The sequence below is a fragment of the Streptomyces sp. NPDC002520 genome, from assembly GCF_053595235.1.
The window spans coordinates 30,402-57,394 of record NZ_JBSFXG010000005.1 but is presented as its reverse complement, the minus strand read 5'-3'; the positions used below and the strand labels follow the sequence as shown (position 1 = coordinate 57,394).

22 protein-coding genes and 1 pseudogene are annotated in these 26,993 nt (G+C 71.2%); 2 read left to right on the top strand and 21 right to left on the bottom strand.

The features are described 5' to 3' along the window. Window positions 1-39: 39 nt before the first annotated feature. From ACWD5D_RS10225 to ACWD5D_RS10215, 3 genes are all read right to left on the bottom strand, one after another. Window positions 40-1,380, bottom strand: coding sequence for an SWIM zinc finger family protein (locus ACWD5D_RS10225; RefSeq protein ID WP_451372362.1), 1,341 nt, complete (start codon window positions 1,378-1,380; stop codon window positions 40-42). Beyond that, on the bottom strand, window positions 1,377-4,490 hold the full coding sequence (locus tag ACWD5D_RS10220) for an SNF2-related protein (RefSeq protein ID WP_451372361.1): 3,114 nt from the start codon (window positions 4,488-4,490) through the stop codon (window positions 1,377-1,379). Before ACWD5D_RS10220 ends, ACWD5D_RS10225 begins: the two co-directional genes overlap by 4 nt. A 773-nt stretch (window positions 4,491-5,263) precedes the next feature. Further along, on the bottom strand, window positions 5,264-6,469 hold the full coding sequence (locus ACWD5D_RS10215; protein ID WP_451372360.1) for an MBL fold metallo-hydrolase: 1,206 nt from the start codon (window positions 6,467-6,469) through the stop codon (window positions 5,264-5,266). Window positions 6,470-6,794: 325 nt separating this feature from the next. On the opposite strand from ACWD5D_RS10215, the gene ACWD5D_RS10210 reads away from it, so the two are divergent. Continuing rightward, entirely contained in the window at window positions 6,795-7,415 is a 621-nt protein-coding gene (locus ACWD5D_RS10210; RefSeq protein WP_451372359.1) for a TetR/AcrR family transcriptional regulator, read from the top strand. A 76-nt stretch (window positions 7,416-7,491) separates the two neighbouring features. On the opposite strand, the gene ACWD5D_RS10205 is transcribed toward ACWD5D_RS10210, so the two are convergent. Together ACWD5D_RS10205 and ACWD5D_RS10200 are read right to left on the bottom strand one after the other, a co-directional pair. Beyond that, complete coding sequence (locus tag ACWD5D_RS10205) at window positions 7,492-8,277, bottom strand: SGNH/GDSL hydrolase family protein (RefSeq protein WP_451372543.1); 786 nt, start codon at window positions 8,275-8,277, stop codon at window positions 7,492-7,494. A gap of 193 nt (window positions 8,278-8,470) precedes the next feature. Next, window positions 8,471-8,884: pseudogene (locus tag ACWD5D_RS10200) on the bottom strand (M23 family metallopeptidase); the annotation flags it as partial. A gap of 261 nt (window positions 8,885-9,145) precedes the next feature. Between ACWD5D_RS10200 and ACWD5D_RS10195 the strand changes: the two are divergent. Continuing rightward, window positions 9,146-9,943, top strand: a complete 798-nt coding sequence (locus ACWD5D_RS10195) for a tyrosine-protein phosphatase (RefSeq protein ID WP_451372358.1) — start codon at window positions 9,146-9,148, stop codon at window positions 9,941-9,943. A 24-nt stretch (window positions 9,944-9,967) separates the two neighbouring features. On the opposite strand, the gene ACWD5D_RS10190 is transcribed toward ACWD5D_RS10195, so the two are convergent. The 16 genes from ACWD5D_RS10190 to ACWD5D_RS10115 all read right to left on the bottom strand — a co-directional run bounded on the left by ACWD5D_RS10190 (window position 9,968) and on the right by ACWD5D_RS10115 (window position 26,989). Further along, window positions 9,968-10,090, bottom strand: coding sequence for a DUF6126 family protein (locus ACWD5D_RS10190; protein WP_451372357.1), 123 nt, complete (start codon window positions 10,088-10,090; stop codon window positions 9,968-9,970). After that, on the bottom strand, window positions 10,087-10,710 hold the full coding sequence (locus ACWD5D_RS10185; protein ID WP_451372356.1) for a helix-turn-helix domain-containing protein: 624 nt from the start codon (window positions 10,708-10,710) through the stop codon (window positions 10,087-10,089). The genes ACWD5D_RS10190 and ACWD5D_RS10185 overlap by 4 nt, the downstream gene beginning before the upstream one ends. Before the next feature lie 90 nt (window positions 10,711-10,800). Then, entirely contained in the window at window positions 10,801-12,186 is a 1,386-nt protein-coding gene (locus tag ACWD5D_RS10180; RefSeq protein WP_451372355.1) for an aspartate aminotransferase family protein, read from the bottom strand. Continuing rightward, window positions 12,183-14,183: a 1-deoxy-D-xylulose-5-phosphate synthase gene (gene dxs / locus ACWD5D_RS10175; RefSeq protein WP_451372354.1), complete on the bottom strand. Its 2,001-nt coding sequence runs from the start codon at window positions 14,181-14,183 to the stop codon at window positions 12,183-12,185. Before dxs ends, ACWD5D_RS10180 begins: the two co-directional genes overlap by 4 nt. A 40-nt stretch (window positions 14,184-14,223) precedes the next feature. Further along, window positions 14,224-15,339 carry a flavodoxin-dependent (E)-4-hydroxy-3-methylbut-2-enyl-diphosphate synthase gene (ispG, locus tag ACWD5D_RS10170; RefSeq protein ID WP_451372353.1) on the bottom strand — a complete coding sequence of 372 codons (1,116 nt, stop codon included), beginning with the start codon at window positions 15,337-15,339 and terminating at the stop codon, window positions 14,224-14,226. 4 nt (window positions 15,340-15,343) lie between these two features. Next, window positions 15,344-16,369, bottom strand: coding sequence for an adenosyl-hopene transferase HpnH (gene hpnH, locus ACWD5D_RS10165; RefSeq protein WP_451372352.1), 1,026 nt, complete (start codon window positions 16,367-16,369; stop codon window positions 15,344-15,346). Window positions 16,370-16,374: 5 nt separating this feature from the next. Further along, a complete protein-coding gene (locus ACWD5D_RS10160; RefSeq protein WP_451372351.1) occupies window positions 16,375-17,061 on the bottom strand; it encodes a phosphorylase family protein in 687 nt (228 codons plus the stop codon). Window position 17,062: 1 nt separating this feature from the next. Further along, the gene (gene shc, locus ACWD5D_RS10155; RefSeq protein WP_451372350.1) at window positions 17,063-19,105 is read right to left on the bottom strand and encodes a squalene--hopene cyclase; all 2,043 of its coding nucleotides are present in this window, start codon (window positions 19,103-19,105) and stop codon (window positions 17,063-17,065) included. A gap of 116 nt (window positions 19,106-19,221) precedes the next feature. After that, on the bottom strand, window positions 19,222-20,352 hold the full coding sequence (locus ACWD5D_RS10150) for a polyprenyl synthetase family protein (RefSeq protein WP_451372349.1): 1,131 nt from the start codon (window positions 20,350-20,352) through the stop codon (window positions 19,222-19,224). Further along, complete coding sequence (gene hpnE, locus ACWD5D_RS10145; RefSeq protein ID WP_451372348.1) at window positions 20,352-21,836, bottom strand: hydroxysqualene dehydroxylase HpnE; 1,485 nt, start codon at window positions 21,834-21,836, stop codon at window positions 20,352-20,354. Before hpnE ends, ACWD5D_RS10150 begins: the two co-directional genes overlap by 1 nt. After that, entirely contained in the window at window positions 21,833-22,105 is a 273-nt protein-coding gene (locus tag ACWD5D_RS10140; RefSeq protein ID WP_451372347.1) for a DUF6380 family protein, read from the bottom strand. The genes hpnE and ACWD5D_RS10140 overlap by 4 nt, the downstream gene beginning before the upstream one ends. Beyond that, complete coding sequence (gene hpnD, locus ACWD5D_RS10135) at window positions 22,105-23,055, bottom strand: presqualene diphosphate synthase HpnD (protein WP_451372346.1); 951 nt, start codon at window positions 23,053-23,055, stop codon at window positions 22,105-22,107. The genes ACWD5D_RS10140 and hpnD overlap by 1 nt, the downstream gene beginning before the upstream one ends. Then, window positions 23,052-23,987 carry a squalene synthase HpnC gene (gene hpnC, locus ACWD5D_RS10130; protein WP_451372345.1) on the bottom strand — a complete coding sequence of 312 codons (936 nt, stop codon included), beginning with the start codon at window positions 23,985-23,987 and terminating at the stop codon, window positions 23,052-23,054. The genes hpnD and hpnC overlap by 4 nt, the downstream gene beginning before the upstream one ends. 350 nt (window positions 23,988-24,337) lie before the next feature. Further along, window positions 24,338-25,126 carry an ABC transporter ATP-binding protein gene (locus ACWD5D_RS10125; RefSeq protein ID WP_451372344.1) on the bottom strand — a complete coding sequence of 263 codons (789 nt, stop codon included), beginning with the start codon at window positions 25,124-25,126 and terminating at the stop codon, window positions 24,338-24,340. Continuing rightward, window positions 25,119-26,048, bottom strand: coding sequence for an ABC transporter permease (locus ACWD5D_RS10120; RefSeq protein WP_451372343.1), 930 nt, complete (start codon window positions 26,046-26,048; stop codon window positions 25,119-25,121). The genes ACWD5D_RS10125 and ACWD5D_RS10120 overlap by 8 nt, the downstream gene beginning before the upstream one ends. 59 nt (window positions 26,049-26,107) lie before the next feature. Beyond that, window positions 26,108-26,989 carry a glycosyltransferase family 2 protein gene (locus ACWD5D_RS10115; RefSeq protein WP_451372342.1) on the bottom strand — a complete coding sequence of 294 codons (882 nt, stop codon included), beginning with the start codon at window positions 26,987-26,989 and terminating at the stop codon, window positions 26,108-26,110. Window positions 26,990-26,993: the final 4 nt, after the last annotated feature.

Here is a 26,993-nt window from a genome sequence, read left to right as displayed (position 1 = left end):
GTGGTCCACCGGACGAGGTATCGGAGCTGATCCGGCCGGTCATGTCCCCGGCAGGATTGGCAGCACAGCCTCCACGGCGTCCCGGGAGGGAGGGCCGGCCGGCCACCACTGGCCGGACTGCTTGCGGAACGGGTACCAGTGACCGCCCGGTCCGTACCGCAACTCGATATCGTGACCGACCAATTGGAGACGGCCGCCGGTGCGGCGCAGCAGGGGAGGGCCGGGCAGGCCGGGAAGCGGCCGGGTCAGGAGTTGTTCGCGTGCCGCGGTCTCCGCGGCACGCGGTGGCACCTGGCCTCCGTCGAGGACGGCCAGTGCGGGTTGGCCCCCGTGCTTCCACGCCGCGCTTGCCCGCGCGAGCCGTGCACGCGCCTGGTCCGAGCTGTTCAGCAGGCGGCCGACGACGCGAGGATCGCCGTCCGCTCGTGCCGCGCGCCGGACGGTGTCCAGCCAGGGGTCGGTGTCGAGCCGGAGCAGGGCAGCAAAGGCGCCTCCGGTGACGACCGCGTGGCTGTAGGCGTCGGCGGCACGGTGGGCGGCGTCGTCGGCCAGCGTGCGCAGCCGGTCGGGGGCGACAAGGCTGTCCTTGTGGCCCGGATCCGGGAACGGTCCGACGGTGAGGGGCCCCGTCGACGGGGCGGGAAGCTCCGGCAGGGGAGGCAGTCCGCCTTCCTGCCTGGCCCGCGCGAACGCCTCGCCGGCCGGGACTCCGCGAGCCGCGCCCGCCCTGGTCAGTTCCGCTTCTTCGGCGGCCTGTTCGGCAGCGGCGGCCTCGCGTTCGGCGCACCGGAGCGCTGCTTCCTCACGCACGAAGTCCAAGTGGTGGCCGCGGAGCAGCAGGAGGGCGTCGGGGCGGGCGTCGATGGCCCGGGCGTACTGGTAGGAGACCGCTGCCGCGTGTTTGCAGGGGAAGCCCCAGTCAGGGCAGGTGCACTCGTAGTCGGTGAGGCCGGGGCTGGGTACCAGGGCGATGTCTTCGGCGACGGCGATGCGCGCGGTTGCCTCGCCGAGCTCCCCGCGGGACAGTTCGGCGGCGGCGTCGACGTCGTCCGCCCATGCGTCGAGCAGCCGATCCGCCTCCGCCTCGAGCAGTTCGGGAACGCGGAGTGTGACCCTGTACGGGCGGCGGCCGCTGCCGGTGACCCGGGCGGACAGTTCGCCCGCGCGTACGGTGATGTCTCCGACCGCCCCGCGCCGGGCATAGGTGCGGGCACGGTCGAGCCTGGCCGCGTGCCCGGAGTCCCGTCTGCGGGGACTTTCCAGGGCTGCGATCCACAGGATGCCCCACGACCCGTCCGTCAGCTTCCGCTGTCCCGGTACCGGCGGCGGCTTCGGGAGGACCAGATCGACGGGGCGCTTCCCTGTGCCGTTGCGGCTCATCGGCTGCTCCGGTCGGCGGTGGTGTGCAGGGCGACCAGGTCGGCGAGTTCGTCGTCGGTCAGGTCGCTGATCGCGGCCTCTCCCCGGTTTCCGCCGAGGACCGAGTCCGCCAGGTCGCGCTTGGACGAGATGAGCTGTGCGATGCGCTCCTCGACGGTGCCTTCGGTGATCAGCCGGTGGACCTGGACCGGCTGGGTCTGGCCGATACGGTAGGCGCGGTCGGTGGCCTGGTCCTCGACAGCGGGGTTCCACCAGCGGTCGTAGTGGACGACATGGGACGCCCGGGTGAGGTTGAGACCGGTGCCGGCTGCCTTCAGAGAAAGCAGGAACACCGGGACCTCGCCCCTCTGGAAGGCGTCGACCATCTCCTCGCGGCGGTGCACCGGTGTCCCGCCGTGCAGCAGAAGCGTCCGCACACCGCGCCGGGCCAGATGCGCCTCCAGCATCCGCGCCATCCGCGTGTACTGGGTGAAGACCAGCACGGACGCGTTCTCGGCCAGGAGGACGTCGATCAGTTCGTCGAGGAGTTCGAGTTTGCCGCTGCGTCCGGTGAGGCGGGCCGCCGTGTCCTCCTTCAGGTAGTGGCCGGGATGGTTGCAGATCTGCTTGAGGGCAGTGAGGAGTTTGAGGACCAGGGCGTGCCGCGTGATGCCCTGTGCGTTACGGATCTCGTCCATCGACTCCCGTACCTGTGCCTCGTACAGCACCGTCTGTTCCCGGGTCAGCCGGACTGGGTGGTCGGTCTCGGTCTTGGGCGGCAGCTCGGGGGCGATGCCCGGGTCGGACTTGCGGCGGCGCAGCACGAAGGGGCGGATGAGGCGGCCGAGCCGTCCGGCGGCCGCCGCGTCAGCCTCGGCCTCGCTGCCGCGGGCGGCGCGTTCGGCGGCCCGGCCGTAGCGGTCCCGGAAGGCGGTGAGCGGGCCGAGCAGACCGGGCGTGGCCCAGTCCAGGAGCGACCAGAGTTCGGTGAGGTTGTTCTCCACCGGTGTGCCGGAGAGCGCCACCCGGGCCTGGGCAGGGAGGGCACGCATGGCCTTGGCAGTGACCGAGGCGGGATTCTTGGCGTGCTGCGCCTCGTCGGCGACGACGAGTCCCCACGGTCCGGCCTCGCAGAGGTCGGACAGGTCACGGCGGAGTGTGCCGTAGGTGGTGAGGACGATCTCCCCGGGCCGGAAGTCACCGAGGTCACGTGCGGATCCGTGATGGCGGCGCCAGGGCGTACCGGGCGCGAACCTGTCGATCTCCCGCCCCCAGTTGCCGAGCAGCGAGGCGGGACACACCACCAGGGTGGGGCCGCAGGCCGTCCTCGGATCCTCCTGCCGGCGCAGGTGGAGGGCGATGGCGGTGATCGTCTTGCCGAGCCCCATGTCGTCCGCGAGGCAGGCGCCCAGACCGAGACGGGTGAGCCTGTCCAGCCAGGCCAGGCCACGCAGCTGGTACCCGCGCAGGGTGGCCTCCAGCCCGGCGGGAGGCAGCAGCTCGGCGTCCGCGGCGTGCTCCGGTGCGGTCAGCCGGTCGTGGAGGGAGGCAAGCCATCCGTTCGGCCGCACCGGGGTGACGGATCCGTCGTCGCCCGCCACCTCGCCCGTGAGGACGGCCGTCAGTGCCTCCAGGGCGCCCAGTTCGCGTGGCCGAATCCGGGCCTTGCGTACCAGCGCCTCGTCGACGACGACCCACTGGTCCCGCAGCCGCACCAGCGGGCGCCCGGCCCGTGCCAGCCGGTCGAGCTCCGCAGGGGTGAGAGTGCGGTCGCCCACCGCCAGCTCCCAGCGGAAGGAGAGCAGCGCGTCGGGTGTGAAGAAGCCCGATCCCTCCGGTTCTTCGTCCGGCGAACGGCTCCCGGGCTCGACGACTGCCTGTACGACGAGGTCCCGGACCAGGTCCTTCGGCAGGTGCACCGCCACACCCACCCGTGCCAGGGCACCGATGCCATCGTCCAGCAGGGCGCGAAAGGCGTCGTCGTCCACGTCCAGTGCGTCCGGCCCGGCCGGTTCCAGCAGTCCGGCGAGTACGGGCCAGACCTCGGCGGCCGCACGCAGCGTCGCGTCGATCCGCGCACGGTCACGTGGACCGAATGCGTCCACGGTCCCACATCGCACCTCGGCCAGGTCGGCGAGCAGCAACGGATCCGCCAGCGAGCGCACCTGGGGCACACACCGCACCGCCGCTCCGAGGCGGTCCGCAGCGCCCGCGCCCGTACCGTCGTCGGCGCTGTCGAAGTACCCCTCCATAGCCGGAAGTTCAAGCCGGAGGGAGAGCTGGACACCGGCGTCCCGACCGTCGGCGACCTTGGCGGCCCAGCCCCACAGCCCCGGCAGATGCCTGGGGTCCCGACCGGCGAAAGCGGCCTGCCCTGCAGCGGCGGCAGCGGCGGGCGTGCGCGGCAGCAAGTCGGCCACCGCGTCCAGGAACAGACGCAGCCGGTCGTACGGATGCGGCAGAAGCAGCGGAGTACGTCCACGCCCGGCCTGCTGCAACGGAGTCGCGTACGCGGCGGGGTCAAGGGATCCGGCCAATGCCCGTACCCAGCCGGCGTCCTCCTGCGAGAACGGCCCCAGCCTCCAGGCGTCGTACCCGCCGGCACTCAGCCCGGGCAGCAACAGCCCTCGACCGGCCATGTGCAGCGCGTAGAGGGCCGCGTGGCGCCATGCGGCACCTGTCGCGGTAAGCCGCTCCGGCGGCTCGTCGAGCAGCGACGGCAGAACGTCGGCGAGCGGACACACCACCGCGGGAACGGTCCGTCGCCGACCTCCGCGACCGTGCGGCAGGACCACCAGGAGCTCTTCGGTAGGAGCACCGGCCGGCAGCCGCCCATCCTGGTCGTGGAAAGCGATCCGTCCGGAGCGCGGGGGGTCGCCCGGCAGGAACACGGCCGTGCACCCCCTCAGATCCTCCCACCACACCGGGTCGAACACGACGGTCCCGGGAACGGGTGATACCTGCTCCGGCTCCGGAGTGACGGGCAGATCCACAGACTGCCGTTGCGGGGAAGGGATACGCCCCCTGGACAGGTGGGGATCATCGATCTCCCGACCGTCCACATCGAAGTACCGAGCGCTCTGCTCCCGGCCTTCGTCGTTCATGGTCACCACGCGGTAGACCGTGGCCATCGTCTGGTTCCTCTGCCGATGTCCCCCAGCCGCGCCTGCCGCCGGTTTTCCTACTGATTGCCCCAGCCGCGAGTCCACCGACCGGATCGCCTCAACGTTACCGGAGCGGACAACCTCGTAGTGAAGCTCTCAGCGATCGGTGGACGCTCCGTCCCGTGGCGCGGCCTACCGGTTGGGACTCGATCGGCGTTGCGAGGCACTTGAGGAGACGGCGCCCCCTCAGGTGCTTGTCGGACGTGAATGTCCAGGCCCGATGACGCGGACCCCCGCGTCGGCAACGGCACGAAGTGCTGCTCCACGGGCGCCTTCCGCTCGCGGTGGCGGCCGTCGACCGCATCCGGGACGCGTGCGCGTTCCTCGGGTGTCATGTCCGAGAGCATCTGGACCAGGACAGCCAGGTCGTCGCCCGCCATGCTCACCGCTCCCCCGGCGACTCCAGCCTGGCCGTGGAGGTAGCCGCTGGCGCGGTTTGGCGGCGCCAAGTCCGCACGAGCGGTGCGGATATCACCGACCAGGGTCTGGGCAGTCGCCGCTGCGCCGGCAGATGGCCTCCTGGGCGGCATTGAGTGCGGTGTGGCGGCAGCGGTCGCGGCGACGGTGGTCGTGGGTGGCGAAACCAGCTTCGCCGGGCAGCCCAACGTGGTGATTCCACCAGGTCGATGCGAATGTCGACGATGGTGGTGCGGCCTGCCCGGGGTCAACGATAGAGCCTCCCCAGTTGCACCGAGGGCGCCGAGAGTGGTGCCGATTCCCCAGAGGAACGCCGACCGACGTCACCGCTCACCAGCGAGGTCGAGATCACCCTGAGCGGCGTCCGGCTCCTGGGGCGTGCTGCTCTCCGCGGCCTCGGCAAGGCGCCAGGGGCGAGCCACAGGTGCGGAGACCGAGCGCCACCAGCGATCGCCCGGCACGGCTCCCGCGGGCTCGAAGGGCTCACCCGGACGGGGAACCGCCACGGTCTGACCGGCCCCCTCCGCGGCGTCCTTCGACCACTCGCCGGGCTCGGCCCAGGCGTGCGGGGCGAGGTTGAAGGTGCCCCAGTGGATCGGGAGCAGGGCACCGTGCGGGGCGCCGCCCTGGAGGTCGAGGTGGGCGCGCAGGCCCTCCGCGGGGGTCATGTGGATGTCGGGCCAGAAGTCGCTGTACGCACCGATCTGGATCATGGTGACGTCGAACGGGCCGTGATCGGCGCCGATCTCCTTGAAACCGTCGAAGTAGCCGGTGTCCCCGCTGTGGTAGATCCGGTGCTCCTCGCCCTGCACCACCCAGGACGCCCACAGCGTGTGCTGGGTGTTGCGCAGGCCGCGGCCGCAGAAGTGGCGGGCCGGGGTGGCGGTGAGGGTGAGTCCGCCGACCTTCGTGGCCTCGTGCCAGTCCAGTTCGCGCAGCCGGTCCGCCGAGACGCCCCAGTGTTCGAGGTGGGCGCCGACGCCGAGCGGCACCGCGAAGAGGGTGTCGGTGCCGGCCAGCGCCTTGATGGTGGGCATGTCGAGGTGGTCGTAGTGGTCGTGCGAGATGACGACGACGTCGACCGGGCCGAGCGCGGCCAGCGGGAGCGGCACCGGGTGCAGCCGCTTGGGGCCGGCGAACGGGAACGGGGAGCAGCGCTCGCCCCAGACGGGGTCGAACAGGACGCGGTGCCCGTCGATCTCGGCCAGCACGCTGGAGTGCCCCATCCACGTCACGCGCAGCCCCGAGACCGGTGGCTTGGCCAGGTCGGCCAGTGTGGTGGCGTGCACCGGGACGGTTCCGCGCGGGGCACGCAGGGGGCGGGTGTCCTTGTCGAAGAACACCTTCGCGAAGTTCAGCATGGAGCCGGAGGGACGGGTGCGGGCGATGCCGCCGGGGTTCTGGAAGACGCCGTCCTTGAAGTGGGGGGAACGGCGGATGCGCGCGAGGCGCTCACCGCTCGGTTCCGCGCCGAAGGCCTCGGGCTGAAGCGCGCGGAGCCCGAAGCTCTGGGAACGCAGACCGGTCACGGTACCTCCAGATGGTGTCACTGAGGCTCTCCATTATGGTCGGCCGCCGGGCGAACCGGAGGGGCGTCTCCGGTGGCCCCGCTCACACCCGACGACCCTACTGAAGCGTCCCGCGCGTTGACAGCGTCCGTACCGACTCCGGATACTGACTGGCTGTTCAGTACCTGGACCGGTGACGGCGGCGGGCGACTGGACGGCAGCGGGCGGCTTGACGACGGCCTGCAACTGGACGGCGGCCGGCGCCTTCCGGACCTCCGGGGGATGCCGACCGGCCAAAGGACCCGGGCCTACGGCAACTCCCCGACCGACGCAATAGGGTGATCGCGTGGCGAGAGTGCGGTTGAGTGTGGCGGAGCGGCGCGACGAGTTGCTGCGGGCCGCCATCGAGCAGATCGAGGAACGCGGCGTGGCGGCGGTCAGGATCGCCGACGTGGCCGCGGCGCTCGGTGTCAGCAACGCGCTGGTGCTGTACCACTTCTCGACCAAGGAGAAGCTGGTCTCCGCCGCGTTCGCCTACGCGGCCGAGGGCGACCTCGCGCATCTGCGCAGGCTGCTAGGGCGGCGCGGCCCCGCGCTGCGCCGGCTGCGCGCGGCCGTGCGGTGGTACGCGCCCACCGGCCAGGCCAAGGGCTGGCGGCTGTGGATCGAGGGCTGGGCGGTGGCGCTGCGCGAACCCGCGCTCCGGGATGTCGGCCGGGGTCTGGACAAGCAGTGGAAGGCCGCGCTCACCGAAGTCATCGCCGAAGGCGTGGCGGCGGGCGAGTTCGAGTGCCCCGACCCGGCGGCCACGGCCCTGCGGCTCACGGCCCTCCTGGACGGCCTGGCCGTGCAGTTGACGTCGTACCCCGGCTCGGTCCCGAGGACCCGGGCCCAGACCTGGGTGGACGAGGCCCTGGCCCGCGAGCTGGGACTGCCCCTGGACGCGCTGTCCGAACGGGAGCGCTGAGCGGCGGTCCGCCCCGCGCTGGGACGTGCCCCGCACCGCTCCCCCTGGTCGCAGTGCGGGGCGCGAACGGCGGGCGTCAGGCGACGGAGGCGATCCGCAGTTTGATGTCGTCGGGCGACAGAGCGCCCTTGGCCGTCACATGGTCCCCGGACGACTCGCCGCGCAGCCGGCGGCCGATCCAGGGGACGAGGTACTCGCGGGCCCAGTGGACGTCGTCGCGGCGGACCTCCAGCGTGCCGCGGGGCGGGAGCGGCGGCCACGACTGCTCAGGGTCGGCCGGAACCTGAAGGCCGAGGCTCTGGCCGGCGCGCAGCGCCACGCGCGTGTGCCCCTCGGGCGACAGGTGCAGGCGGTCGTCGTCCCAGGCCCTGCGGTCCTGCACGGACTTCAGGGACCACAGGTCGAGCACGGGGCAGCCGTACCGGTCGGCGACGGCCCGGACATGTCCGTTGTAGGTGGCGATCTTGCCGCGCATGTGCTTGAAGACGGGCACGCCACGGGTGTCGAAGCCGGTCGTCACCAGCACCGTGCCGACGGCCTCGGTCAGCTGCGCCACAGCGCGCTCGAACCGCTCGGCCACCTCGTCCGGGTCGGTGCCGGGCCGGATGATGTCGTTGCCGCCCGCGCAGAAGGAGACGAGGTCCGGGGCCAGTTCGAGAACCTTCGGGACCTGGTCGGCCACGATCTGGTCCAGGAGCTTTCCGCGCACTGCCAGGTTGGTGTATGTGAAGTCGCCCTCGGGCCGTCGGTCGGCGAGCAGGACCGCGAATCGGTCGGCCCAGCCCACGAAGGCCCCGTCGGGTCCGGGGTCGCCGACGCCCTCGGTGAAGCTGTCCCCCACCGCCACGTACGACCCGATCACTGATCTGTTGTCATTCTTCGAATCGTCTGCCACGTCGGACCATGATTCACCTTCGATGTGACCTACGCGACCGTAAGGATGGGTTGACGAACGGTGAGATAAGACACTGGAAATTCAGTCGCCAACCCGGAATACGACGCCGAAGGCCGGACCCGGGGGATCGGGGGTCCGGACTTCGGAGTGGAGAGGCGGCTCAGCCGACGGGGACGCCGTGCCGGCGGAGGTAGCCGACGGGGTCGATGTCCGAGCCGTAGTTCGGCGTGGTGCGGATCTCGAAGTGCAGGTGCGGTCCGGTCACGTTGCCGGTCGCGCCGGACAGGCCGACCTGCTGGCCCGCGGTCACGGTCTGCCCGGCCGGGACGGAGAGCTGGGAGAGGTGGGCGTACTGGGCGTAGTAGCCGTCGTTCAGCCTGATGACGACCTGGTTGCCGTACGCGCCGCCCCACCCGGCGGAGACGACCGTGCCGGCGCCGACGGCCTTGAGGGGCGTGCCGGTCGGGACGACGAAGTCGACACCGGTGTGGTAACCGCTGGACCACATGCTGCCGGCCACGTGGTAGGCGGTGCCGATGGTGGCGCTTGCGACCGGGAGGGTGAAGCCGGTGGCGGGGGCGGCCTCGGCGCTCTCCGGCGCCGCGGCCTGCTGCTGCGGGGCACTCGCGTTGGCGTCCGACGCCTGCGAGAACTGCGGGGCCTGCGCGGGCCGCCCGGCATTCGAGGGGGCGAAGGGCTCGGTCCGCGCGGCCCCCAGTGGAGGTGCAGTGACAAGGCCTGTGGACAACTCGATGCCCGAGGAAATCAATGTCGTATGGTCGACTGAGCGCCCGCCGGCGAGTCGCGTCGGTGGGGCCGACCGGGAGGAGCCCCCGTGACGCAGCAGGTCCCGTCGACCGAGCCCGGGCTGGCCGGCGTCCGCAATTTCCGTGACGTGGGCGGCCTTCCCACCGGGGACGGGCGACGGGTGCGCCACGGAGTGCTGTTCCGCAGCGGCCACCTCGCGCACGCGACCGAGCAGGACGCGGCCTTCCTCGCCACCCTGGGCCTGCACACGATCTTCGACTTCCGCAACGCGGCCGACCAGAAGCTGGAGGGCCCCGACGTCGAGCTGCCCGGCGTGCGGAACGTGAACCTGCCGCTGAGCGACCCGGCCGACGGCGCCGAGTTCTGGAAGATGGTCCGCGACGGCGACCTCGACCAGCTGCGCGACATCCTCGCCGACGGCAAGGCGGCGGCCCGGATGGTCGACTCGTACCGGACGATCGTCAAGGAGCGCACCGCCGAGCACTCCCGGGTGCTGCACGCCATCGCCGAGGACAGCGTGCCCGCGCTGATGCACTGCGCGGCGGGCAAGGACCGCGCGGGCATCTCCATAGCCGTCACACTCCTCGCCGTGGGTGTGGAGCGCGACGCGATCGTCGCGGACTACCTGGAGTCCAACGCGAAGCACCGCCGCTACAAGGTCCGGCGCAGCGGCAGCGCGGAGACCGCGTACACGCCCGAGGTGATGGAGCTGCTGAGCCCGCTCTTCGACGCGCGCGCCGAGTATCTGACGGCGGCCTTCGAGAGCATCGACGAGACGTGGGGCGGGGTCGACACCTACCTGGAGCAGGGCCTGAACCTCACCCCGGAGAACCGTGAGCGGCTGCGCAAGCGCCTGGTCGACTGAGTCACGCGCTCGGCGACGGCCGCCTCAGCCCTTCGCACCCACCGCGAACAGCAGGTAGAGGAACGCGGCCAGGACGTGCCCGAGCGCGATGTAGATGATGAGACGGACCCACAGGGCGCGGGGGAACTTCTCTTCGAAGTTGCTCATGGCAGTTCTCCGGTCAGGTGGCCCAGGCACAGTGAGGCCGTGGGGCTCTGCAGCAGGGTGTGAACGAACAGCAGCTCCACGCCGTCCGGGTCCTCGGCGGCGAGGCGGTGCGGGGTGAGCGAGTCGAAGTGCGCGCTGTCACCGGGCCCGAGCAGGTGCGCGGTGTCACCGAGGCGCACCCGGAGACGGCCCTTGAGGACGTAGAGCCACTCCTCGCCGGGATGGACGCGCACGATGTCGCCCTGGGTGCGGTACGGCACCTGGACGCGCAGCGCCTGCATGGCGCGCCCCGGGGCGCCGGTCTGGACGTAGGTCCAGCCGCCCGCGTGGGTGGGCTCCATGTCGGCGGCGCGCACGACGGCGTCCCGTTCGGCGACCGCCTCGCCGAGCAGCTCCGACACGGTCGTACCGTAGATACGGGCGAGCGCGAGGAGCATCGGCAGCGACGGCTGGCGCCGGCCGGTCTCCAGGCGGGAGAGATGGGCCGGCGAGAGCCCGGCGGACCGGGCCGCGGCCTCCAGGGTCAGGCCGGTGCGCCGGCGCAGGGCGCGCAGCTGCGGCGCCACGGCGGGCAGGTCGTCACCCTCGCCCGCCGGTGGCACGGCTTCTGAGGCGTTCATGCCTCCATTCAGCCCGATCCTTGCCCCTCTGGCAAATCTCTTGCCTCAGAGGCAAAAGTCGAACAAAGAGCGGAAGCCGAGGGGCCTGGCTCAGCGGTTGGCCACCGCCTGCTTGATCAAGGTCTTGCCGAAGTCCCACATCAGGCCGCCGCCGCTGTGCGCGTCGTCCATGACGGCGGTGAAGGCGTCGACGAAGCGGTCCACGTCGGCCTCGTCGATGACCAGCGGCGGGATCAGCTTGATCACCTCCAGGTGGTCGCCGGAGACCTGGGTGAGGATCCGGTGCCGCTGCAGCAGCGGCACGACCACCATCTGGGCGAACAGGCCCTTGCGGGCGGTCTGGAGCATGGTCCAGCGCCCCCGCAGCTTCAGCGAGGTGGGCCGGCCGAACTCGATACCGATCATCAGCCCCCGGCCGCGGACGTCGGCGAGCAGCTCGTACCGGTCGATCAGCGCGCCGAGCCGGGACTTCAGCAGCTCGCCGGTGGCCCGGGCCCGGGCGACGGTCTGTTCGTTCTCCATGACCGACAGCACGGCCAGGCCCGCGGCCATCGCCTGGGCGTTGGACCCGAAGCTCGCCGAGTGGACCAGGACGCGGTCCATGGACGAGTAGACCTTCTTGAAGATCCAGTCCTTGCCCAGGGTGGCGCTCACCGGGACGTAGCCGCCGGACAGGGCCTTGGACACGCACACCAGGTCGGGCTCCACGCCGTCCTCGTGCTGGTAGGCGTAGAAGTCGCCGGTGCGGCCGAGGCCGGTCTGCACCTCGTCGGCGATGAGCAGCGCCTTGTGCTTGTGCAGCAGCTCCTGCGCGGCAAGCAGATAGCCGGGCGGGGCCTCGTGCACGCCCTTGCCCTGGATCGGCTCGACGATCAGGGCGGCCACGTCACCCTTCTTCAGTTCCCGGGCGAGGGCGTCGAGATCGCCGAGGGGTACGGCGGTGTCGGGCAGCAGCGGGGCGAAGCCGTCGCGGAAGCCGTCCTCGCCGTTGACCGACAGGGAGCCGGTGGTCAGGCCGTGGAAGGCGTGGTCGCAGTAGAGGATCCGCTTCTTCCCGGTGGCGTAGCGGGCGAACTTGAGGGCGGTCTCGACGGCCTCGGTGCCGCTGTTGCCGAAGAACACCCGGTCCAGGTGCGGGCTGTGGGCGAGCAGCCGCTCGCCGAGCAGGCCGGGCAGCGGCTGGCAGTCGAACCGGGTCAGGTCGGCGAGGCTCAGGTCGAGGACGTCGTGCAGCGCCTTGCGGACCACGGGGTGATGGCGGCCCAGGCCCATCACCCCGAACCCGGCGAGCATGTCCAGGTAGTCGTTGCCGTCCGCGTCGAAGAAGTGGGCGCCCTCGGCCCGCTCGTAGACCTTGTCGAAGCCGATGGTGTGCAGCATCCGCGGGAGCTGCGGGTTGAGGTACCGCGCGTGCAGCTCGTAGCGTTCGGCTCCGCGCTCGGCGAGGAGGGCGCCGAGGTCGAACTCCTTGCTCATTCAGCTTTCTCCTGTTTCTCGGCCTTCTCCTGCTTCTCGGCTTTCTCGGGTTTCTCGGGTTTCTCGGGTTTCGCGGCTTTCACGGGTTTCGCAGGTTTCGCAGGTTTCTCCGTACTCGGCCCGCCGACGTCCCTGACGGCGAGGCTCGCGCTGATCCGTCCGGCGATCTCGACGGGCGTGAGACCGATGTCCGCCAGCACCTCGCCGCGTTTGGCGTGCGCGAGGAACTGCTCCGGGATGCCGAACCGCCGCACCGGCACGTCCACGTCGGCGTCGCCGAGGGCCAGCGCGACGGCCGAACCGACGCCTGCCGCACGGCTGTTGTCCTCCACGACGGCCACCAGGCGGTGCTCGGCGGCCAGCCCCGGCAGGGCGGGGTCGACGGGTTTGACCCAGCGGGGGTCCACCACCTGGCAGCCGATGCCGCGTGCCTCGAGCAGATCGGCGGTCTGGAGGCAGACCGGCGCCATCACACCGACGGCCACCAGCAGCACCTCGGGGCGTTCGGCGCGGTGCAGGACGTCCATGCCGCCGACGTGCCCGACCGCCGGGATCTCCGGGCCCACCGACTCCTTCGGGAAGCGGACCAGGGTGGGTGCGTCGTCCACGGCGACGGCCTCGCGCAGCTGGGCGCGCAGCTGGCCGGCGTCGCGCGGGGCGGCGATCCTGAGGCCGGGGACGACCTGGAGGACGGACATGTCCCACATGCCGTTGTGCGAGGCCCCGTCCACGCCCGTGACACCGGCCCGGTCCAGCACGAAGGTGACCCCGCAGCGGTGCAGGGCCACGTCCATCAGCAGCTGGTCGAAGGCGCGGTTGAGGAAGGTGGCGTAGACGGCGACGACCGGATGCAGCCCCCCGGTGGCGAGGCCCGCGGCGGAGACGGCCGCGTGCTGCTCGGCGATGCCCACGTCCCACACCCGGTCGGGGAAGCGCTCGGCGAACCTGCCGAGTCCCACCGGGTGCAGCATGGCCGCCGTTATCGCGACGACGTCCTCGCGCTCCTCGCCGATCCTGACGATCTCCTCGCCGAACACCGAGGTCCAGGACGGGCCGCTGGACGGCACGAGCGGGGCGCAGGTCAGCGGGTCCATCACCCCGACGGTGTGGAAGTGGTCCTCCTCGTGGGCGAGGGCCGGCTCGTAGCCGCGGCCCTTCTCCGTGAGGCAGTGGACCAGGACCGGGCCGTGGAACCGCTTGGCGCGGCGCAGCGCGGACTCGACGGCCTTGATGTCGTGGCCGTCGATCGGGCCCACGTACTTCAGGCCCAGGTCCTCGAACATGCCCTGCGGGGCGAAGGCGTCCTTGAAGCCCTTCTTCGCGCCGTGCAGGGACTCGTAGAGGGTGTTGCCGACGACCGGGGTGCGCAGCAGGACGTCCTTGCCCCAGGCGAGGACCTTCTCGTAGCCGTCGGTGGTGCGCAGGGTGGCCAGGTGGTTGGCGAGGCCGCCGATGGTGGGGGCGTAGGAGCGTTCGTTGTCGTTGACGACGATGATCAGCGGCCGGTCCTTGGCGGCCGCGATGTTGTTGAGCGCCTCCCAGGCCATGCCGCCGGTCAGCGCACCGTCGCCGATGACCGCGACCACATGGCCCTTCTCCCCCTGCACCTGGTTGGCCTTGGCGAGACCGTCGGCCCAGCCGAGCGCGGTGGAGGCGTGGCTGTTCTCGATGACGTCGTGCTCGGACTCCTCGCGCGAGGGGTAGCCGGACAGGCCGCCCTTGCCGCGCAGCTTGGAGAAGTCCTGACGCCCGGTCAGCAGCTTGTGGACGTAGCTCTGGTGGCCGGTGTCCCACAGGATGCGGTCGACCGGCGACTCGAAGACCCGGTGGAGCGCGATGGACAGTTCCACCACCCCCAGGTTGGGCCCGAGGTGACCGCCGGTTCTCGCTACCGCCTGCACCAGGAACTCCCGGATCTCCTCGGACAGTTCACCCAGTTCCGCCTCGGACAGCGCCTTCAGGTCACGTGGTCCCCTGATGCTCTCCAGAATCGTCACGCTGGGCCCCCTCTTCTTCCGTGCCGTGCCTCTGCTCAACTCACTTCGACTGCTCGGCGAGCCTCATGGCCTCCTCGATCAGGGTCTCCACGATCTTCGACTCGGGGACGGTCCTGACGACCTCGCCCTTCACGAAGATCTGCCCCTTGCCGTTGCCCGAGGCGACCCCGAGATCGGCCTCCCGTGCCTCCCCCGGACCGTTGACCACGCAGCCCATCACCGCGACCCGGAGCGGCACTTCGAGGCCGTCCAGCCCCGCGCCGACCTCGTCGGCCAGCTTGTACACGTCGACCTGGGCGCGGCCGCAGGACGGGCAGGAGACGATCTCCAGGCGCCGCTCCCTCAGCCCCAGGGACTGAAGGATCTGGATGCCGACCTTGACCTCCTCGGCGGGCGGGGCGCTCAGCGAGACCCGGATGGTGTCGCCGATCCCCCGCGACAGCAGCGCCCCGAACGCCACCGCCGACTTGATCGTGCCCTGGAAGGCCGGACCGGCCTCCGTGACGCCCAGATGGAGCGGGTACTCGCAGGCCTCGGCGAGCTGCCTGTACGCCTCGATCATCACGACCGGGTCGTTGTGCTTGACCGAGATCTTGATGTCCTGGAAGTCGTGCTCCTCGAACAGCGACGCCTCCCACAGCGCGCTCTCCACGAGCGCCTCCGGGGTCGCCCTGCCGTACTTCCGCAGCAGGCGCCGGTCCAGGGAGCCCGCGTTGACGCCGATCCGGATCGGGGTGCCGTGGTCCTTCGCGGCCCGCGCGATCTCCTTCACCTGGTCGTCGAACTTCTTGATGTTGCCCGGGTTCACCCGGACCGCCGCGCAGCCGGCCTCGATGGCGGCGAACACGTACTTGGGCTGGAAGTGGATGTCCGCGATCACCGGGATCTGCGACTTGCGGGCGATGGTCGCGAGGGCGTCCGCGTCGTCCTGCGTGGGGCAGGCGACGCGGACGATCTGGCAGCCGGACGCGGTGAGTTCCGCGATCTGCTGCAGGGTGGCGCCGATGTCCGACGTACGGGTCGTCGTCATCGACTGCACCGACACCGGGGCTCCGCCCCCGACCGCCACCGGCCCGACCTGGATCTGCCGCGACACGCGCCGCGGTGCGACCGGCCGGACCGGTACCTCGGGGACGCCGAGCGGTACGGCGGCCACGGCGTCAGTCCTGCTTTCCGCTCGTCATCGTCTCGCGCGCGGCCCGCAGCGACTCCTTCAGGGAGCCCATCGTGGCGAGCACGGCGGTCGGTTCGTAGCCGCAGTGCGCCATGCAGTTGGCGCAGCGCGGGTCCTTGCCGCGGCCGTACTTGTCCCAGTCGGTGTCCTCGAGGAGTTCGCGGTACGTGGACACGTACCCGTCGCTCATCAGGTAGCAGGGGCGCTGCCAGCCGAAGAGCGAGTAGCTGGGGATCGCCCATGCCGTGCACGGGAAGTCGACCTTGCCCTCGAGGAAGTCCAGGAAGAGCGGGCTCTGGTTGAGCCGCCACTTCGCGCGGTTGCCGCCCGCGAAGGCCTTCTTGAACAGTTCCCGGGTCTGCTGCACGCCGAGGAAGTGCTCCTGGTCGGGTGCCTTCTCGTAGGCGTAGGCGGGCGAGAGCATCATCTCGTCGACCTGCAGGTCGTCGTTGAGGAAGTTCAGCACCTCGACGACGGTCTGCGGGGTGTCGGTGTTGAAGAAGGTCGAGTTGGTGGTCACCCGGAAGCCGCGCCGCTTGGCCTCCCTGATGGCCTCGACCGCCTCGTCGAAGGTGCCCTCCTTCGCCACCGAGGCGTCGTGCCGCTCACGCAGTCCGTCGATGTGCACGGCCCACGCGAAGTACGGCGACGGCTTGAACTTGTCCATCTTCTTGCGCATGAGAAGAGCGTTCGTGCACAGGAACACGAACTTCTTCTTGGCGACCAACTGCCGCACGATCTCGTCGATCTGAGGGTGCATCAACGGTTCACCACCGGCGATGGACACCATCGGCGCGCCGGATTCCAGCACCGCGCCCACGGCCTGGGCGACGGGCATGCGCTGCTTGAGGACGCCCGCCGGATGCTGGATCTTGCCGCAGCCCTCGCACTTGAGGTTGCACGCGAACAGTGGCTCCAGCTCGACGAGCAGGGCGAACTTGTCCCTCTTCCTCAGCTTCTGTTCGAGCAGATATGTAGCGACCTTGATGGACTGACGCAACGGCATGGCCATCTGGCTCACCTCCGGGGGAGCAGCAAAGAACGGTGCCATTCGAAAAAAGCGGGAAGTACTGAACGGAGAACGCGGAAAGCCGATATTCCACCGCGTACCGTGCCGATCCGGACGAGCTCATGTTCCGGAGCGTCCACGACCACCCGGACAGCCGCAACAGGGCGCTCGCCCGTGCGCACGGCACTCAGGAGCGTGGCCGCCGACTCCATGTCGACCGCGATCGCGCCGGTCGCCAGCAGATCGGAACGCTCCGGGCCACGCACGACGTGGTCGGAGCCGGTGAGCGGGCCGGTGTGGACCGTGCGCCCGGGAACGGCGCGCAGGAGTTCCTTCACCAGCAGTTCGGTGCTCACGCACGGGACGGTCCCGCGCGGGTCCCGGGTCTCCTCGGCGACCACCAGGTCGCCGGGGTGCATCCCGGGGGCGAGTCCGGCGCAGAAGCCGGTGGCCAGCACGGCCGCGTCGGCCAGTGCCGGGTCCCCGAGGAGCCGGGTGACGGAGCGTTCCGCCGCACGGGGACCCATGCCCGTACGCAGGAAGCTCACCGGCCCGCCGACACCCCGTGTGTCCGGTTCGGCTCCGGGGCGCTCACCCCTCCGCCTCACGCCGCGTTCGCCGGTGCGCAGGGCGAGGTGCTCGATGCCGAGCGCGCAGGCGATCAGCAGCGGGGCCGGGACGGGCTGGTCTCTCAAGTCAGCTCCCCTTCGCCTCGGCCAGTGGCTTCGCCTGTGCCAGTGGCTTCCTGGCGAGGAGGCCGCGCTCGAAGGGGTCCCCGTGCAGGTAACGGCCGAGCGCGGTGAGCGGGAACACCTGCCGGTACAGGTGGTAGTTGATGGAGAAGTCCCAGGGGAAGCCGGTGCCGGTGAAGTACGGCTCGTCCCAGGAGCCGTCCTCCCGCTGGGTCTCGGCCAGCCAGCGGACGCCGCGCTCGACGGCCTTGGAGTCCTGCTCCCCCGCCGCTAGCAGCGCCATCAGCGCCCACGCGGTCTGCGAGGCGGTGGAGGCACCGCGACCGCTCCACTCCTTGACGTGCTTGTAGGAGCGCAGGTCCTCGCCCCAGCCGCCGTCGTCGTTCTGGACGCCCTCCAGCCAGGTCACCGCCCGCCGGATCGCCGGGTGGGAGCCAGGCAATCCGGCCGCGGTCAGAGCGGGCACCACCGAGCCGGTTCCGTAGAGGTAGTTGACACCCCAGCGTCCGAACCACGAGCCCTCCGGCTCCTGTTCGGCCAGCAGCCACTCGACGCCGCGCCGGGTGCGCGGGTCGCGGGCGAGGCCCTCGGCGGCGAGCATCTCCACCACGTGGGCGGTGACATCCGCGGACGGCGGGTCGATGACCTCGCCGAAGTCGCAGAAGGGCAGCCGGTTGGGGAACGGGCTGGTGTTGTCGACGTCGAAGGCGCCCCATGCGCCGTTCTTCGACTGCATCCCGAGGTTCCAGCGCACCGCGCGGCCGATCGCCCCGTCCACCTGGGACGGGTCGTGGTGCCGGACCCGGCGCAGCGCGAGTCCGACCTCGGCGGTGTCGTCGATGTCCGGGTAGTTGTCGTTGTGGAACTCGAACGCCCAGCCCCCGGGCGGGAGTTGGGGGCGGCGCACGGCCCAGTCGCCGGGCCGGACGATCTCCTCGCCGAGCATCCAGTCGGCGGCCTTGACCAGTTGCGGATGGTCGACGGGCAGGCCCGCGTCGACGAGCGCGATGGTGGCGAGGCAGGTGTCCCAGACCGGGGACTGGCAGGCCTCGATCATCCGGGCGCCGTCCTCGCGCCACACGGCGAAACGGTCCAGCGAGGCGAGGCCCTCGCGCAGCACCGGGTGCTGGAGGTCGTAGCCGAGCAGGTGCAGGGCGATGACGGAGTACACGGCCGGGGGCTGGATGCCGCCCCAGCAGCCGTCGTTCTCCTGCCGCTCGACGATCCAGCGGGCGGCGGAGTTCAGCGCGGCCCTGCGCAGCCGGCGCACGGCGACCTTGCGATAACCGCGGACAACCTTGTCGAGCCGCTGGAAGAGACCGTCCCAGCTCGCCACCGGGGCGAGCGGCTGCGGCGGGTTGGGGTTCGCCGGGTCGGTGTGCAGCTCGTCCAGCGCGAACGGCGCGGGACGCACGGGGCGCTTGGCGGAGACGACGGTGAGCGGCACGATGGTCTGCCGCGCCCAGCACCCGAAGTTGTAGATGTTGAGCGGGAACCAGGTCGGGAAGTAGATGAGTTCCGGCGGGAGTTCGGGCAGGTCCTCCCACTTCCACCAGCCGAACAGGGCGAGCCAGATCCGGGTGAAGACGCGGGAGGCGGCGATCCCGCCGCGCTCGCGGATCCAGGCGGATGCCTTCGCCATGTGCGGGGCGTCGGGCGCGTCGCCCGCGAGACGGAGGGCGACGTACGCCTCGACGGTGGTGGAGAGTTCACCGGGTCCGCCGTGAAAGGTGGCCCAGGTGCCGTCGTCGCGCTGCTCGCCGCGGATGAACTTCGCGGCGGCCTGCGTGGTCTTCTCGTCGAGGATGCCCAGGAACTGACGGAGCAGCAGGTCCTCGGCGTCCATGGTGACGTTCGTCTCGAGGTCGCCCTTCCACCAGCCCTGCGCGTCCTGCCGGGCGAGCAGGAAGTCGGTGGCGCGCCTCGCGGCGTGGGAGGCGGCTTCTTGTACCCCGGCCGCCGCGGGGGTGGTGATGTCGGTGTCGCTGGCCGCGGCTGCGCGAGGCGGAACGGTCGCCCCGGTGCTTCCGTCGGTCGTCGCTGTCATGGCTTCCCCTTCGTGCAGTCGTGCGAGTCGTCCTGCTGTGGGTCCGCCGTCGGCCGGTACCTGTCATCCCACAGGACCGGCCGGCGACTACGCGAGAGCTATTCGCCCGATAGTGATCATCTCTTCCGTACGACGACGAAGTCGGCGAGCGCCGTGAAGGCGGCCCGTACCCGGTCGGGCATGTCGACGGCGTCGAGGGCCTGGACGGCGATGGTGTGCTGACGGCGCGCCTCCTCGGCCGTCCACTCACGGCCGCCCGCCTCCTCGATGAGCGCGGCGCGGGCCGCGAACTCCTCCTCGGAGAAGTTCGCGAAGTCGCTGCTCTTGGCGTCGGCGGCGAGGATCTCACCGAGCCGCTCGGAGGCCGGGCCGCCCGCCGCGAGCGCGGCCACCACCGGAAGGGACTTCTTGCGCTGGCGCAGGTCGCTCCAGGTCTGCTTGCCGGTGGCGTCCGGGTCGCCCCAGATGCCGAGGAGATCGTCGACGGCCTGGAAGGCGAGGCCGAGGTGGTAGCCGTACTTCTCCAGGGTGTCGGCGGTGCGGTCGTCGGCGCCGCCGAGCACCGCGCCGATCGAGGAGGCGCAGGCGAGCAGCGCGCCGGTCTTGTTGCCCTCCATCTCCAGGCACTCCCCGACGCTGACGCGGTCGCGGTGCTCGTAGGAGATGTCCTGCGCCTGACCGTCGATCAGGGCGCGGGTGGCGGTGGTCAGACGGCGGGTGGCGCGGCCGGCCTCGACGGTGCCGAGCTCCAGCAGCACCTCGTTGCCGAGGGCGAACAGGGCGTCGCCGACCAGGATGGCCTGGGCGGGGCCGTGCAACTTCCAGACGGTGTCACGGTGCCGGCGCTGCTCGTCGCCGTCCATCAGGTCGTCGTGCAGCAGCGAGAAGTTGTGGACGAGTTCGACGGCGACGGCACCCGGAATGCCCACCTCGGGCGCGGCGCCGGTGACCTCGGCGGAGAGGACGGCGAGGGCGGGTCGTACGGCCTTGCCGCCGTCGCCGTCGGCCGGGTTGCCGGCGGCGTCGATCCAGCCGAAGTGGTAGGCGGCGACGGTGTCCATGGGAGGCGCCAGGCGGTCCACGGCCGCGCGCAGGACCGGGGTGGCCAGCGTCCGCCCGCGCTCCAGCAGCGCGGTCACGTCCACCGCGTCGGCGGCTCTCGAGGCCGGGGGCACAGTGGGCACAGTCTCTCCTCTTGTTGCGGTACCGGGGGTGCGGGGGCCTTCCGCCGGCTGCTGATCGAGCATCAGGCCGCCTCCTCGAACGCGAAGAGGTGGCTGGGGCGGGGCCGGCCCAGGGCGCTCAGCGCGGCATCGGCCGCGCTCACTCCACTGCGGACCGCACTCTCCATGGTCGCGGGCCACCCTGTGGCGGTCCACGCTCCGGCCAGGTACAGGCCGGGGGTTTTGGTGCGGGCGCCGGGCCGCAGACGCCCGACGCCGGGGTCTGCGGCGAACGTCGCCGTGCGCTCCCGGGTCACGAAGAAGTCCAGCACGCGGGCGTCGCGCGTGCCCGGGATCAGCCGCTCAAGCTCCGGCAGATAGCGCTCGCGGAGCGCGGAGACCGGGGCGTCGATGTCGTCGTACGCGGCCGACTGGGACAGCGCCAGGTACTGTCCCGCCCGTCGCCCACCACCACCCTTGTACGGAGGCCCTTCGGGCCCGCCCCTCAGCAGCCCGGACGCGTCGGTGCGGTCGAAGACCCATTGCACGGGGGTGCCGAGGGCGGTGAAGAAGGGCTGGGCGAGGACCTTGCGGTCGTAGACGACATGCACGTTGAGGATCGGCGCGGTGCCGATCTCCAGGAGCCGTTCGGGGGCGTCGAGGGCGCCGGGCGGCAGCAGGTCGTGGGTCTCGCGCTGGGGTACGGCGAGGACGACGGCGTCCGTGAGGATCGTCTCGCCGGGAACCTGAACGCTCCAACTCCCGTTCTCGTCAAGGGAGACGGAGGTGACGCGCGTGCGCAGCTCGGTACGGACGCCGGCGGAGTCGAGTTCCTTGCGGGCCAGCCGGTCGTGCAGTTCGCCCAGCGGGACGCGGGCCCAGCCGATGTCGGCCGCGCCCGGGTCGGAGAGCAGACCGGTCTTGAACACCTTCGCGGCGAGCGCCAGCGAGGCGTCGCCCGCGACCGCGTTGAGGGTGGCCACCCCGACCAGGTCCCACAGGGCCTCGACGGCACGCGGCGACTGGCCGTGCGCGGCCAGCCAGCTGCCGAAGTCCTGGGTGTCCAGGGCCGGATCGTCGAGGTCGAGCCCCTTGAGCGCGAACGCGGCCCGCCCGACGGCGGCACGCTCGGCGAGCGAGAGGTGCGGATAGGTGGCCAGGCTGCGCCCCAGGTGGAGGGGGACGGGCAGCGGGTCGCGCCGCAGCCTGCCGAGCCGCCTGCCCTCGGGCTTGTCGAGGTCCACGACGGGCACGTCCAGCCGGTCCTGCAGCGGTGCGAGCGCCGTGCCCCGGATCCGGTCGAGGAACCAGCGGTAGGCGGTGCAGCAGCGCAGATAGACGTGCTGGCCGTTGTCGACGGTCAGTTCGCCGCGGCGGAAGGAGAAGGCGAGGCCGCCCAGCCGGGGCCTGCCCTCGAGCAGGGTGACACGGACGCCCGCGTCGGCGAGCGCGAGCGCCGCGGTGACCCCGGCGAGCCCGCCGCCGACCACGACGGCGCTGCGGCCTGCCGCGCCCGCGGGGCCCGGGGCGTGGCCGTCCGCCCGCGCGGGGCGAGAGCCGTCGCTCATCGTGCGTCCTTCCGTCCGTGCGCGAGCGCTCCGCTGGTGGTGCCGCGATGTGCCGCCGAACGTCTGCGGCGGCGCCGTGGCTGGTCGCGCCCACGCGGCGGCAGCCGCAGGTCCGACACAGCCTCGCGCCCCTTCGGGGCGCTGCCGGACCCCAGAGGGCTTTGCCGGGCGTGCTGGTTGAACGGTGCACGTCCGGCCGTCGCAGTCAGGGACGCCACGCCGGTGCACAGGGTTGCCTGCCGCATGTCCCCTGGTTCGGTGAGGTCCATCAGGCGCGCCTCCTGAGCGTCCGCCGGGAGACGTGCCGGGTGTCCAGCCCGGACAGGCCGCGCACGGCGACGTACGCCTTCTCGCGTCCGGGCAGCGAGACCCGGCCGCGCAGCACGGCCTGCGGGTCGCGTTCGATGCGGTCCAGCAGCCGGCGGTAGATGCCGGCCATGGCCGCCACGCACGCGCCGCTGCGCCGGTCGAGCATGGGCAGCAGCCGGTAGCCCTCGGCGAAGAGGGTGCGGGCCCGGCGCACCTCGTAGTGCACGAGGCCGGCGAAGTCGGAGCCCTCCGGCGGGGTCGGCCCGGCGAACCCGGCCGAGCAGCCGAACTTGGCGAGGTCGTCGGCGGGCAGATAGGTACGGCCGCCCTCGGCGTCCTCGCGGACGTCCCGGAGGATGTTGGTCAGCTGGAGCGCGAGCCCGAGCGTGTCGGCGTACTCGGGTGCGCGGTCGGCGCCCCGCGCGCCCGGATCCGTGCCGAACACGCCGAGCGAGAGGCGGCCGATGGCGCCGGCCACGCAGCGGCAGTAGACCTTGAGGTCGTCCCAGGTCTCGTAGGTCTCTCCGCGCACGTCCATCTGGACGCCGTCGATCAGCTCGTCCAGGCCGCCGAGCGGGATGGGGAAGACACCGGAGGCATGGGTGAGGGCGACGGCCACCGGGTCGGTGTCGTCGTCCGCGACCTCGCCCTCGCGCACGCGCGTGAGCAGCGCCCGGGTCTCCTCCAGGCGCGCGACCTTGACCTCGTCGGGCAGGTCGCCGTCGCCGATGTCGTCGACCCGCCGCGAGAAGGCGTACAGCGCCGACATCGCACGGCGCTTGGGCGTCGGCAGCAACCGGATGCCGTACGCGAAGTTGCGGGCCTGCTGCCCGGTGACGGCCTCGCAGTACCTGTAGGCGGCGAGTACCGGTGCGGACACGTGCGGCCAGGACTCCACGGTCCGGATCACCCCTCTCCTCGCAGGGTCACGCCCACCTCGCGCAGCAACTGGACCTTGCCGGGTCGGGGCGGGCCGGGAAGTACGTCGTATTCGGCGGCGGCGATCGCCCGGACCGCCGCCCTTCCCCCCGCCACGAACCCTGCGAGCAGCAGCTTCAATCTGCCGTGGACGCTACCCACCAGAGGGGCGCCTTCATTCAGCAGATCGCGGGCGCGTTGCGCCTCGTATGCAACCAGGGCGCGCACCGATGCGCCCGCGGTTTTCGCCGCGAGATCCGTTTCCTGGACGTGGAAACGTTTCATGTCCTCGGCGGGGAGGTAGATCCGGTCGCGGCCGAGGTCCTCGGCGACGTCCTGGAGGTGCTCGACGATCTGCAGCGCGGTGCAGATCGCGTCCGACAGCCGGATCCGCTCGGGGGTCGCGGTGCCGGTGACACCGAGGACGAGGCGGCCGACGGGGTTGGCGGACAGTTCGCAGTAGGCGAGGAGGTCGTCGTAGGTCTCGTAGCGCGTGACCAGTTGGTCCTGGCGGTTGGCGGCGATCAGACCGAGGAACGGCCCGGGGGTCAGCGAGCGGCGGCGGACCGTGGGCTGCAGACGGCGCAGCAGCGGGTGGCGCGGCCCGAAGGAGGCGGGGTCGAAGACGCGGCGCAGGTCGGCCTCGAAGGCGTCGAGGAGGACCAGCCGGTCCTCGGCCTCGGTGGCCGACACGCCGAGAACGCGGGCGTCGGCGCCTCCGGGGGCCAGGTCGCCGTCGCCGATGTCGTCCACCAGACGGGCGAAGCCGTAGACGGCCATGAGGTCGGCACGCCAGTCACGGGGCAGGAAGAAGGGGGCCACGGGGAAGTTCTCGCTCGCGGCCTTGTCCAGGGTGGCGCTCTCGAGTTCCGGCGCCGTGTCGGTTCCCGTCACCGAGCGCTGCCCGGGGCGGGGACGGCACATGCTGCGCTGAGCTGGGGAGTTTCCGTAGCCATTGCCGTCACATCTCCCGTTCTACACCGCTGACCCAATACACTCTATTTCGGACACGCCGCTCCGCCCTCCGAGGGGGCGCCCGGCGGAGGGTGTCGCGCGTTATCGCCCCACTTGCCACTTTCTGGGACCGGTACAGCTTACGTTGTACAACGCAGCAAGGCCCCAGGGGGTGTCCTGCGCATCACAACAACACACCGATTGGCGTCAAGATTCCTACGGCACAGTGGAGTTGACGCTTCCTTTGCGGGCGCGTGCGGGCGCGCGCAGACGCAGGGCCCCGCCGGAGACGTTCCGGCGGGGCCCTGGCCGAAATCGGGCTACTTGCCCGTGAACTTCTCGTATTCCTTGAGGACCTCTTCGGTGGGCCCGTCCATGCGCAGTTCGCCGCGCTCCAGCCACAGGACACGGTCGCAGGTGTCGCGGATGGACTTGTTGTTGTGGCTCACCAGGAACACGGTGCCGGCCTCCTTGCGCAGTTCCCGGATGCGTTCCTCGGAGCGCTTCTGGAAGGAGCGGTCACCGGTGGCAAGGGCCTCGTCGATCATGAGGACGTCGTGGTCCTTGGCGGCGGCGATGGAGAAGCGCAGCCGGGCGGCCATGCCGGAGGAGTAGGTCCGCATCGGCAGGGTGATGAAGTCGCCCTTCTCGTTGATGCCCGAGAAGTCGACGATGCCCTGGTAGCGCTCCTTGATCTGCTCCCGGGACATGCCCATGGCGAGGCCGCCGAGGATGACGTTGCGCTCGCCGGTGAGGTCGTTCATCAGGGCCGCGTTGACGCCCAGCAGCGAGGGCTGGCCGTCGGTGTAGACCTTGCCCTTCTCCGCGGGCAGCAGGCCGGCGATGGCGCGCAGCAGGGTGGACTTGCCGGAGCCGTTGGAGCCGATCAGGCCGATGGCCTCGCCGCGGTAGGCGACGAAGGAGACACCGCGCACGGCGTGCACCTTGCGCACCCCGCGCGCCTCGTCGTCGGAGCCTCGCTTGAGGATGCGGCTGAGCGCGGCCGTCGCGCTGCCCTTGCCCGTCTTGGCGCCGTTGACCCGGTAGACGATGTGCAGGTCGTCCGCGATGACCGTCGGGCGACGCTCGCCGGTGTTCTGCTCAGCCACGGCCGTACCGCTCCTCCGCCTTCCAGAAGTACACGAATCCGCCGACGAAGACGACCACGGCCCAGAACAGGGCGATGGCCCACACGTGCGGCGGCAGGTTGGAGGCACCGTAGCCGTCGATGAGGGCGTAGCGCATCAGGTCCATGTAGACCGCGGCCGGGTTCACCTGCAGCAGCCGCACCGTCCACTCGGGACGGCCCTCCAGCATCTTGCTGATGGAGAACATGACGCCGGAGGTGTACATCCAGGTCCGCAGGATGAACGGCATCAGCTGGGCGAGGTCCGGCGTCCGCGCGCCCATGCGGGCCACGATCATCGCGAGTCCGGTGTTGAACAGGAACTGCAGCACCAGGGCCGGCACGATCAGCAGCCAGGACGGGCCCGGGTAGCTGCCGAAGCCGATCGCCACGACGAACATCACGATCATCGAGAACAGCAGCTGCTGGAGCTGCTGGAGCGAGAACGAGATCGGCAGCGCTGCGCGCGGGAAGTGCAGGGCGCGCACCAGGCCGAGGTTGCCGGAGATGGCGCGGACGCCCGACATGATCGAGCTCTGCGTGAAGGTGAAGACGAAGACGCCGGTGACCAGGAACGGGATGTACACGTCCTGGGACAGGCCGCGGCTCGCGTGCAGGATGACGCCGAAGATGAAGTAGTACACGCCCGCGTTGAGCAGCGGCGTGGCCACCTGCCACAGCTGGCCCAGCTTGGCCTGGCTGTACTGCGCCGTCAGCTTCGCCTGGGAGAAGGCGAGGATGAAGTGGCGCCGCCCCCAGAGCTGGCGGACGTACTCGGCGAGCGACGGCCGGGCGCCGCTCACGGCGAGCCCGTAGTTGGTGGCGAGCTGCGCCGCCGTCAGTCCCTCGTCGGGCGACGGGACCGCGGTGACCGCGACCCCGCCGTCATGCGTTGTGTGACTCACGAGTGGAAATCCGGACTCTCTTGAGTAAGAAGCTTGCTCTCTAAGGTAAGAGAAGCTTGTCAGATCACCGGCGGGCGGCCCAGTCGAGTGAGCCTCCACACAGTGCGCCAGCGCATCGGGCGCCGGGGGCCGCACGGGCTCGTCCAGCCCTCCCTGAAGCCGCCGAACCAGGCCTTCAGGGCCTGCGGCGAGGGGCGGCGCAGCAGGGTGAGCAGCAGCCAGACCCCGAGGTAGACGGGGAGCAGGAGGAGGGGGAGGTTGCGCCGGGCCAGCCAGACCCGGTTGCGGGCCACCATGCGGTGGTACACCGCGTGCCGCGAGGGGGCGGTCGTCGGGTGGTACAGGACCATGTCCGATCGGTAGTCGATCATCCAGCCGGCGTCGAGGGCGCGCCAGGCCAGGTCGGTCTCCTCGTGGGCGTAGAAGAACTCGTCCGGCAGGCCGCCGACCTCGGCGAAGACCCGGGTGCGGACGGCGTTGGCGCCGCCGAGGAAGGTGGTGACCCGGGAGGAGCGCATCGGGTCGGAGGCGCGCAGCCGGGGGACGTGGCGGCGCTGGGTCTCTCCGGTCTCGGGGTCGGCGATGCGGAAGCTGACGATGCCGAGCTTCGGGTCCGCGGCGAAGGCCTCGCGGCACAGCTCGGCGGTGTCGTGGCGGGCGAGCAGACCGTCGTCGTCGAGGAAGAGCAATATGTCGACGTCGCGGCCACCGGGGCCGAAGGCTTCTATGCCGACGTTGCGGCCGCCGGGGATGCCCAGGTTCTCGGGCAGCTCTATGGTCCGGACAGCCGATGAGAACTCTGTGACGTCCGGGACCGGCGCGCCGTTGCCGACGACGACCACCTCGACCTGGTCACCCTCCTGCTTGGTGACCGAGTCGAGCAGCGCCCGCAGCTCCTCGGGCCGGTTGCCCATGGTGATGATGACCGCGCCGACCTTCATGCCG